Origin of the sequence: Pseudomonas sp. SED1 (assembly GCF_034044025.1) — a bacterium.
GTDB lineage: Bacteria > Pseudomonadota > Gammaproteobacteria > Pseudomonadales > Pseudomonadaceae > Aquipseudomonas.
Map to the genome: position 1 here is coordinate 1 of NZ_JAXCIS010000039.1, position 8,976 is coordinate 8,976.

An 8,976-nucleotide genomic window follows, 5' to 3' on the forward strand; every position below is an offset into this window, starting at 1 on the left:
ATCCGCGGTGTGTCAGCAGCCACTCCGGGATGCGTCGTTCCAGGTAGTAAGTTGGCTGTTTCAGCGAGCCATCGACAAACCCCACATGCCCGCCCTTGGCCAGCAACTCGAACTCGGTGCAGTCCGACAACTCGCTGGCCTCGGGCAGGCTGTGGGCGAACACGAAGGGATCGTCGGCGGCCTGTATGATCAGGGTCGGCGTGCGAATCGACCCGAGGTAATAGCGGCTTGAGGCCCGGCGGTAATAGTCCTCGGCGCTGAGAAACCCGTGCAGCGGCGCGGTGACGCGGCCGTCAAAGTCCCAGAACGTGCGCATCTTCTCCAGTGAGCCCAGGTCGGCCAGGGTTTTCAGGCCTGCCTCGTGGCCATCCTTTAGAAATCGGCTTTGTTTGACACGGATATAGGCCACCATTTCACGCATGAAATGCTTCTGATAAACCCGTGAAAACCCCAGCCCGATGCGATCTGCGCACTGATCCAGGCGAAACGGCACCGACACGGCTGCCGCGCCTTGCAGCCCGGAGGCTTCGCCGGTTTCCCCCAGATGCTTGAGCAGCACATTCCCGCCCAGCGAATAACCCACCGCATACAGCGGCGCCAACGGGCGCATGGCCCGCAAGTGAGCGATGGTTTCGGCCAGGTCTTCACTGGCGCCGGAATGGTAGCTGCGGGCGAGCAGGTTGGGTTCGCCGGAACAGCCACGCCAGTTGAGCGCCACGCTGGCCCAGCCTTGAGCCGCCAGGGCTTTTTGCAGGCCGGCTACGTAAGGCGAGTTGGACGAGCCGGTCAGCCCATGCAGTACCAGCACCAACGGGGTGGTTGCGTCATGGGGCCCGTGCCAGTCGAGGTCGAGAAAGTCGCCGTCTGCCAGCCACAGCCGTTCGCGCTGGCGTTCGATATGAGTGGTTTTGCGCCACAGCGGTCCCCACAACGTTTGCAGGTGCGGGTTGCCGAGGCCGAAGGCGGGGGTGAAGCGGTCGGACGTTTTTGACACGATGATTCTCGCGGCAGGTGGCAGAGCGGATAAGCAACCTGTGGCGAGGGAGCTTGCTGTGGCGAGGGAGCTTGCTCCCGCTGGGCTGCGAAGCGGCCCCAAAAACTGATCACTCAATTTCTCAGGAAACACGGTCGCCTGCTTTGGGGCTGCTGCGCAGCCCAGCGGGAGCAAGCTCCCTCGCCACAGGGTTAGTGTTGTGTCGTGCGCTGCCACAACGCGTAATACACCCGCCCGGATTTCTGCTCGCGGTGCAGGCGCCAGGTGCCTGGCAGGCCGAGTGTGGACGGTGCGGTTTCGCTTTCAGTGTAGATCCAGGCATCCGGTGCCAACCACTGACGCTCTTCCAGCAACGCGCAAACGGTCGGCAGCAGGTTCTGGTTGAACGGCGGATCGAGGAACACCACGTCAAACTCACGCGCTTCCTGGGTTTCCAGGTAGCGCAGCGCATCAGCCGTCTGCACTTGCCCCGTGGTGCAACGCAGGGTGCCCAGGTGTTCCTTGAGGCTGGCAACCGCCACGTTGCTGGCATCCAGCGCCTGGCCCAAGGCAGCGCCACGGGACAGGCTTTCAAGGAACAACGCGCCGCTGCCCGCGAACGGGTCCAGCACCTTGGCCCCGGCGATATACGGCGCGAGCCAGTTGAACAGGGTTTCACGCACGCGGTCGGGCGTCGGGCGCAGGCCCACGACGTCAGGGAAGCTCAGCTTACGGCTGCCCCACTCTCCGCCGATGATGCGCAGTTGGCCCACACCGTTGTGAACGTTGTGGACAGGTTTTTTGGGACGGGATGGACGGGCCATTAATGCTCCGGAACCCCGAGCGGCTGCTCGGCGGGTTTATCTGTGGGGGGCGGTAGTGGCTTTTGCGCAATCGTTGGGCCGGCGGTCACGATGACCAGCTTGTCGGCACTCAAATGTTTGTTCAAAGCAGCTTTGACCTGGTCAACGGTCAGCGCCTGGGATTGTTTCATGAAATCTTCCAGGTAGCTCAGCGGCAAGTTGTAGAAACCCATGGCGCCCAGCTGCCCGACGATATCGGCGTTGCTCGCGGTGGACAGCGGGAAGCTGCCGGCCAGTTCGCGCTTGGCGTCGTCGAGTTCTTTCTGTGTCGGGCCGGTCTTGAGGTAGTCGGCGAGTACGTCCTGCACCAATCGCAGCGTGCCGGCGCTCATTTCGGCGCGGGTTTGCAGGTTGATCATGAACGGGCCGCGCACCTGCATCGGTGAGAAGCCGGAGTATACGCCGTAGGTCAGGCCACGTTTCTCGCGGACTTCGCTCATCAAGCGGGTGCCGAAGCCACCGCCGCCGAGGATCTGGTTGCCCAGGGACAGCGCGGCGTAATCCGGGTCGGCACGGTCGATGCCCAGTTGCGCCAGCAGCAGGGTTGTCTGCTTGGACGGGAACTCGATATGCGTGGTGCCCGCCTTCGGCTCGACCGGTTGGGCGATCTTCGCCAGCGCCGGGCCTTTGGGCAGTGAAGCGGAGACCTTGGCGGTCATGGCTTCGGCTTCGGCGCGGGTCAGATCGCCGACTACAGAAATCACTGCGTTGCCGGCGGCATAGGCCTTGGCGTGGAAGTCCTTCAACTGCGCGAGGGTGACCTTCGGCACGCTTTCGGCGTTGCCTTCGCTCGTATGGGCGTAAGGGTGGTCGCCATAGAGCTGCTTGAACAGCTCGATGCTCGCCAGTTTGCCGGGGTTCTGCTTCTGGTATTCAAAGCCGGCCAGCAGTTGGTTCTTGATCCGCGCCAGGGAGTCGGCGGGGAAAGTCGGCTTGCCGATCACGTCGTCAAACAGCGACAGGGCCGCATCACGCTTGTCGCTGGCGCTCAGGCTGCGTAGGGAAACCAGCGCCATGTCGCGGTAGGCGCCATTGCTGAAATCGGCACCCAAGCCGTCGAAACCGGCGGCAATCTGGCTGACGTCCTTGCCCGGCACGCCTTCGTTGAGCATCGCGTTGGTCAACAGCGCCAGGCCCGGTGTGTCGCCGTCCTGGCTGCTGCCGGCGGCGAACAGGATGCGCATGTCGAACATCGGCAGTTCATGGGCTTCGACGAACAGCACCTTGGCGCCTTCGGCGGTGGTCCAGGTTTGCACGTCGAGCTTGCGGTTGGTCGGCGCCTTGTCGTCCAGCTCGGCCAGGGATTGCAGCTTGTTGGCGGACTTGGCCTGCTCCAGCGCCTGGCTGGCGACGGATTCGCTCGGGCGCAGGAAATACACCGCGCACGCGGCCGCCAAAGTGACCACGATCAAACCGGGCAGCACCAGACGGTTGTTTTTACGTTCACTCATGAGCGGTCTCCTCAGGCAAAACATGGGCGACGCTGAGACGTTCGCGGGTGAAATAGGTGCGTGCAGCTTTCTGGATGTCTTCGGCGGTTACGCTTTGCAGTTCGGCAAGCTCAGTGTCCATGAGCTTCCAGGACAGGCCCACCGTCTCCAGGGAGCCGATGGCGGTGGCCTGGCTGGTGATCGAATCGCGCTGGTAAACCACACCGGCGATGACCTGGGCGCGGATGCGCTCCAGTTCCTCTGCGCTCGGTGGCTTGGCCTTCAGCTCATCCAGCAGGCGCCACAGGCCGGCTTCAGCCTGGGCCACGGTCTTTTTCTTTTGCAGGTTTGGGGTGGCGGTCAGGGTGAACAGGCTGTCGCCGCGGGTGTAGGCGTCGTAACTCGACGAACCGCCAGACACCAACTCTTCGCCGCGCTCCAGTTGCGTCGAGATGCGTGCGCTGTAGCCGCCGTCCAGCAGGGCCGAGATCAGGCGCAGGGCGTTGACCGAACGCTTGTCTTCAGCGGTGGCGAGGCTGGGCACGTTGAAACCAAGGATCACGCTCGGCAGTTTGGTCTGTACGTGCATTGTCAGCAGGCGTTCGCCGGGCTCGGCCAGTTCCAGCGGGATTTTCGCCGGTGGCACGTCGCGCTTGGGGATCGGGCCGAAGTAGCGTTGGGCCAGGGTTTTGACTTCATCCGGGGTCACGTCGCCCACCACCACCAGGGTGGCGTTGTTCGGCACGTACCAGGATTGGTACCAGTGGCGCAGCTCTTCAACCTTCATGCGGTCCAGGTCGGCCATCCAGCCGATGGTCGGCGTGTGGTAGCCGCTGGCGGGGTAGGCCATGGCCTTGAAGCGCTCGTAGGCCTTGGACATCGGGTTGTCGTCGGTGCGCATTCGGCGCTCTTCCTTGATCACCTCGATTTCGCGGCTGAACTCGTCGGCCGGCAGGCGCAGGCTGGCCATGCGGTCGGCTTCCAGCTCGAAGGCAACGCCCAGGCGGTCACGGGCCAGCACTTGGTAGTAAGCGGTGTAGTCGTCACTGGTGAAGGCGTTTTCTTCGGCGCCCAGGTCACGCAGGATCAGCGAGGCTTCGCCGGGGCCAACCTTGGCGCTGCCCTTGAACATCATGTGTTCCAGGGCGTGGGACAAACCGGTCTGGCCCGGGGTTTCATAGCTCGAGCCAACCTTGTACCAGACCTGGGAAACCACCACCGGCGCGCGATGGTCTTCGCGCACGACGACCTTGAGGCCGTTGTCCAGGGTGAATTCGTGGGTGGGTTGTGGGTCGGCAGCCAAAGCTGAAAGGGGCAGACAAACTGTGCTGAGCAGCAGGCCTGCGGCGCGGCGGGCTAGAGCATTCATTCGTTTTTAAACCTGTTGAGCTGCCCGCTTGGTCTTAGCGTCGGCGGGCGAGGAGGTGCTAGGATACTGATCCGACCTAGGGACGGCCACTACGGCTGTCTTGTTGAGGCCCTATTTAGGCCTTACAAAATGTTGCGCATGAACGAGCTGGCTAAAAAACAGTCTGTTACGCATCGAATTTTATTTACCGACGCGCCCCTTGGCGCGTCGCTACCTTGAGATAGCCGTCTCCATGTTTGGTTCCAACGACGACAAGAAGACCCCAGCTGCGGCTGGCGAGAAAAAAGGCCTGTTCGGATGGCTGCGCAAAAAGCCGCAGGAAACCGTCGTCGAACAGCCGCAGGTTCAAGCAGAACCGATCCCTGAATCCCCAGTAGAAGCCGAACCGGTTGCCGAAACCCCGGCCCCGGTGGTGTTGCCGATGGCTGAGCCGGTGTTGCAGCCGGTAGCCGAGGTAGAGCCTGAGCCCGAGCCTGAACCCGAGCACACGCCATGGCCGGAGTTGCCGGTGGCTGAAGAGCCGGTGGCGCTGGTCGAGGACGTGCAGGCCGAGCATGTTGCACCGCCGATTCCTGTGGTTGTCGAGCCGCCGCAGGTCATCGTCGAGGCGCCAGCGGCGCCGGTGGTGGTCGAGCCAGTACCGGCTCCTGTGGTGGTTGCCGCTCCTGCTGTCATCGAAGTCGAAGCACCTGCCGCTCCCACCGAAACCAGCAAGACCGGCTTCTTTGCCCGCCTCAAGCAAGGCCTGAGCAAGACCAGCGCCAGTATCGGCGAAGGCATGGCCAGCCTGTTCCTCGGCAAAAAGACCATCGATGACGAGCTGCTGGAAGACATCGAAACCCGCCTGCTGACTGCCGACGTGGGCGTTGAAGCCACCGCCGTGATCATCCAGAGCCTGACCCAGAAGGTCGCGCGCAAGCAGTTGACCGACGCCGATGCACTTTACAAGTCGCTGCAGGCCGAGCTGGCGGCCATGCTCAAGCCGGTGGAAGCACCGCTGGTGATCAATACGCAGAACAAGCCGTTTGTGATCCTGGTGGTCGGCGTCAACGGCGCCGGCAAGACCACCACCATCGGCAAGCTGGCCAAGAAGCTGCAACTGGAAGGCAAGAAAGTCATGCTGGCCGCCGGTGACACCTTCCGTGCTGCTGCCGTGGAGCAACTGCAGGTCTGGGGCGAGCGCAACAAGATCCCGGTCATCGCCCAGCACACCGGCGCCGATTCGGCTTCGGTGATCTTCGATGCGGTGCAGGCTGCCAAGGCCCGCAACATTGATGTGCTGATCGCCGATACCGCCGGTCGCCTGCACACCAAAGACAACCTGATGGAAGAGTTGAAGAAAGTTCGCCGCGTGATCGGCAAGCTCGACGCCGACGCGCCCCACGAGGTGTTGCTGGTGCTGGACGCCGGTACTGGTCAGAACGCTATCAGCCAGGCCAAACAATTCCACCAGACGGTCCAACTGACCGGCCTGGCATTGACTAAGCTCGACGGTACGGCCAAAGGCGGCGTGATCTTCGCCCTGGCCAAGCAGTTCGGGTTGCCGATTCGTTATATCGGCGTCGGTGAAGGCATCGACGACCTGCGCACTTTTGAAGCCGAACCCTTTGTACAGGCACTGTTTGCCGAGCGGGAGCGTTCATGATTCGTTTCGAACAGGTCGGTAAACGCTACGCCAACGGGCATGTCGGCTTGCATGAGCTGAGTTTCCGGGTGCGTCGCGGCGAATTCTTGTTTGTGACCGGCCATTCCGGTGCCGGTAAAAGTACCTTGCTGCGCTTGCTGCTGGCCATGGAGCGTCCAACCACCGGCAAACTGCTGCTGGCGGGCCAGGACCTGGCTACCATCAGCAACGCACAGATTCCATTCCTGCGCCGGCAGATCGGCGTGGTGTTCCAGAATCACCAGTTGCTGTTCGACCGCACGGTGTTCAACAACATTGCTTTGCCGTTGCAGATTCTCGGGCTGTCCAAGGCCGAAATCATCAAGCGCGTGGATTCGGCACTGGAGCGCGTCGCGCTCTCCGACAAGACCGACCTGTATCCGGGCGACCTGTCCACCGGCCAGCAACAGCGTGTCGGCATCGCCCGCGCCATCGTCCATCGCCCGGCCTTGCTGCTGGCGGACGAACCCACCGGTAACCTCGACCCGCGCCTGGCTGCAGAAATCATGGGCGTGTTCGAAGACATCAACCGCCTGGGCACCAGCGTGCTGATCGCCAGTCACGACCTGGCGTTGATCGCCCGCATGCGTCACCGCATGTTGACCCTGCAGCGCGGCCGCCTGATTGGCGACGGGGAGGCTGGGGTATGAGTGCTACACGCAGCCCTAAGGTTTCCGAGCGCGTCGCGCCAAAAGCGGCCGACCCGCAGCCTCAGAAGAAAAAACGCGACGAAGACGATGGCCCGGACTTCGGCACCCTGGTGCATGCCTGGATCGAAAGTCACCGTGCCAGCCTGGTAGACAGCCTGCGGCGCCTGGGCAAACAGCCGATCGGCAGCTTCTTTACCTGCCTGGTGATGGCCGTGGCCTTGAGCCTGCCGATGGGGTTGTCGCTGCTGCTCAATAATGTCGAGCGCCTTGGCGGCTCGTGGCAGCGGGCGGCGCAGATTTCCCTGTACCTGAACCTGGACGCCAGCGCCAAAGACGGCGAGTCCCTGCGCGACGAGATCAAAGAGCTTCCAGGTGTGGCCGAGGCTGAATACATCAGCCGTGACCAAGCCCTGGAAGAGTTCCAGCAACAGTCCGGCCTGGGTGAGGCGCTCAAGGAGTTGCCGCAGAACCCGCTGCCAGGCGTGGTGCTGGTAACGCCGAACGAAGTGGACAAGACCACCCTGGAAGCCCTGCGACAAAAACTCGCAGAGATGCCGAAGGTTCAGCAGGCCCAACTTGATCTAGTCTGGGTAGAGCGGTTGGCGGCAATTCTCAAGCTGGGCGACCGGTTTGTGTTCGGCCTGACGGTGTTGCTGGTTTCTGCATTACTTTTGGTGATAGGCAATACCATTCGTCTTCATATTGAAAACCGCCGCACCGAGATAGAAGTGATTAAACTCGTCGGCGGCACGGACAGCTATGTGCGTCGTCCATTTCTGTACATGGGCGCGCTTTATGGCTTTGGTGCCGGGATTTTGTCCTGGGGTGTACTGGCTTTTGGCCTTGATTGGCTGAACGACGCGGTGGTGGGGCTTGCCGGCCTGTACGGCAGTGATTTTGCCTTGGCCGGCGTGCCGGCAGCCGACGGTCTGTCATTGTTGCTTGGGGCAGTGCTCTTGGGGTATATCGGTGCGTGGATTGCGGTCGCACGGCATTTACGTGAGCTGGCACCGAAGTAGTTAATGTCAGGGTAATGTGGTTTCGTTTGTATTGACCGTATCAGTGGTTTAGGGAACTTGTCCTACGGTTCCCGGTCAATTTTCGCAGTGCTGAACTGCACGAGTTATGTGAGTCGGAGGTTTTTTCGTATGACCACTTCTTTGCAACCTGCTTATGCTCTGGTCCCGGGTGCGAACCTGGAGGCCTATGTGCACACGGTCAACAGCATTCCATTGCTGACGCCCGAGCAGGAGCGTGAACTGGCCGAGAGTCTCTACTATGAGCAGGATTTGGGGGCGGCTCGGCAGATGGTGCTCGCCCACCTGCGTTTTGTCGTACATATCGCCCGTAGTTATTCCGGCTACGGCTTGGCCCAGGCTGACCTGATTCAGGAAGGCAACGTTGGCCTGATGAAAGCTGTAAAGCGCTTCAACCCGGAAATGGGTGTGCGCCTGGTGTCGTTTGCTGTGCACTGGATCAAGGCGGAAATTCACGAATTCATCCTGCGCAACTGGCGCATCGTGAAAGTCGCGACCACCAAGGCCCAGCGCAAACTGTTCTTCAACCTGCGCAGCCAGAAGAAACGCCTGGCGTGGCTGAACAACGAAGAAGTGCATCGCGTGGCCGAAAGCCTCGGCGTTGAGCCACGTGAAGTGCGCGAGATGGAAAGTCGCCTGACCGGCCATGACATGGCCTTCGACCCGGCCGCCGAAGCGGACGACGACAGCGCCTTCCAATCGCCGGCCAACTACCTGGAAGACCACCGGTACGACCCGGCGCGTCAACTGGAAGACGCTGACTGGAGCGACAATTCCAATCACAACCTGCATGAAGCACTGGAAGTGCTGGACGACCGCAGCCGTGACATCCTCTACCAGCGCTGGCTGGCAGAAGAAAAAGCCACGCTGCACGACCTGGCGCAGAAGTACAACGTGTCGGCTGAGCGGATTCGTCAGCTCGAGAAGAGTGCGATGAACAAGCTGAAACTGTCGATCGCCGCCTGACACAGGCAGCCAGGACAGCGCGATC

The 8,976-nt window shown here is 61.8% G+C and carries 8 protein-coding genes; 4 read left to right on the plus strand and 4 right to left on the minus strand.

Annotated elements, in window-relative coordinates; all coding sequences use genetic code 11:
- From SNL23_RS04685 to SNL23_RS04700, 4 genes are all read right to left on the minus strand, one after another.
- Positions 1–994: hydrolase (locus SNL23_RS04685; protein WP_318301744.1), on the minus strand; the 994-nt coding region annotated here is incomplete at its 3' end.
- A 191-nt stretch (positions 995–1,185) separates the two neighbouring features.
- On the minus strand, positions 1,186–1,797 hold the full coding sequence (gene rsmD, locus SNL23_RS04690; protein ID WP_076013004.1) for a 16S rRNA (guanine(966)-N(2))-methyltransferase RsmD: 612 nt from the start codon (positions 1,795–1,797) through the stop codon (positions 1,186–1,188).
- Complete coding sequence (locus SNL23_RS04695) at positions 1,797–3,287, minus strand: M16 family metallopeptidase (RefSeq protein ID WP_318301745.1); 1,491 nt, start codon at positions 3,285–3,287, stop codon at positions 1,797–1,799. Before SNL23_RS04695 ends, rsmD begins: the two co-directional genes overlap by 1 nt.
- Entirely contained in the window at positions 3,280–4,635 is a 1,356-nt protein-coding gene (locus SNL23_RS04700) for a M16 family metallopeptidase (protein ID WP_003213786.1), read from the minus strand. The genes SNL23_RS04695 and SNL23_RS04700 overlap by 8 nt, the downstream gene beginning before the upstream one ends.
- Positions 4,636–4,867: 232 nt before the next feature.
- Here SNL23_RS04700 and ftsY point away from each other — a divergent pair, with 232 nt between their 5' ends.
- The 4 genes from ftsY to rpoH all read left to right on the plus strand — a co-directional run bounded on the left by ftsY (position 4,868) and on the right by rpoH (position 8,951).
- On the plus strand, positions 4,868–6,280 hold the full coding sequence (ftsY, locus tag SNL23_RS04705; RefSeq protein WP_318301746.1) for a signal recognition particle-docking protein FtsY: 1,413 nt from the start codon (positions 4,868–4,870) through the stop codon (positions 6,278–6,280).
- Positions 6,277–6,948, plus strand: coding sequence for a cell division ATP-binding protein FtsE (gene ftsE / locus SNL23_RS04710; protein WP_017476533.1), 672 nt, complete (start codon positions 6,277–6,279; stop codon positions 6,946–6,948). The genes ftsY and ftsE overlap by 4 nt, the downstream gene beginning before the upstream one ends.
- Entirely contained in the window at positions 6,945–7,967 is a 1,023-nt protein-coding gene (gene ftsX, locus SNL23_RS04715; protein WP_076013000.1) for a permease-like cell division protein FtsX, read from the plus strand. Before ftsE ends, ftsX begins: the two co-directional genes overlap by 4 nt.
- Positions 7,968–8,096: 129 nt before the next feature.
- On the plus strand, positions 8,097–8,951 hold the full coding sequence (rpoH, locus tag SNL23_RS04720; protein WP_003176698.1) for an RNA polymerase sigma factor RpoH: 855 nt from the start codon (positions 8,097–8,099) through the stop codon (positions 8,949–8,951).
- The last annotated feature ends 25 nt before the right edge of the window (positions 8,952–8,976 follow it).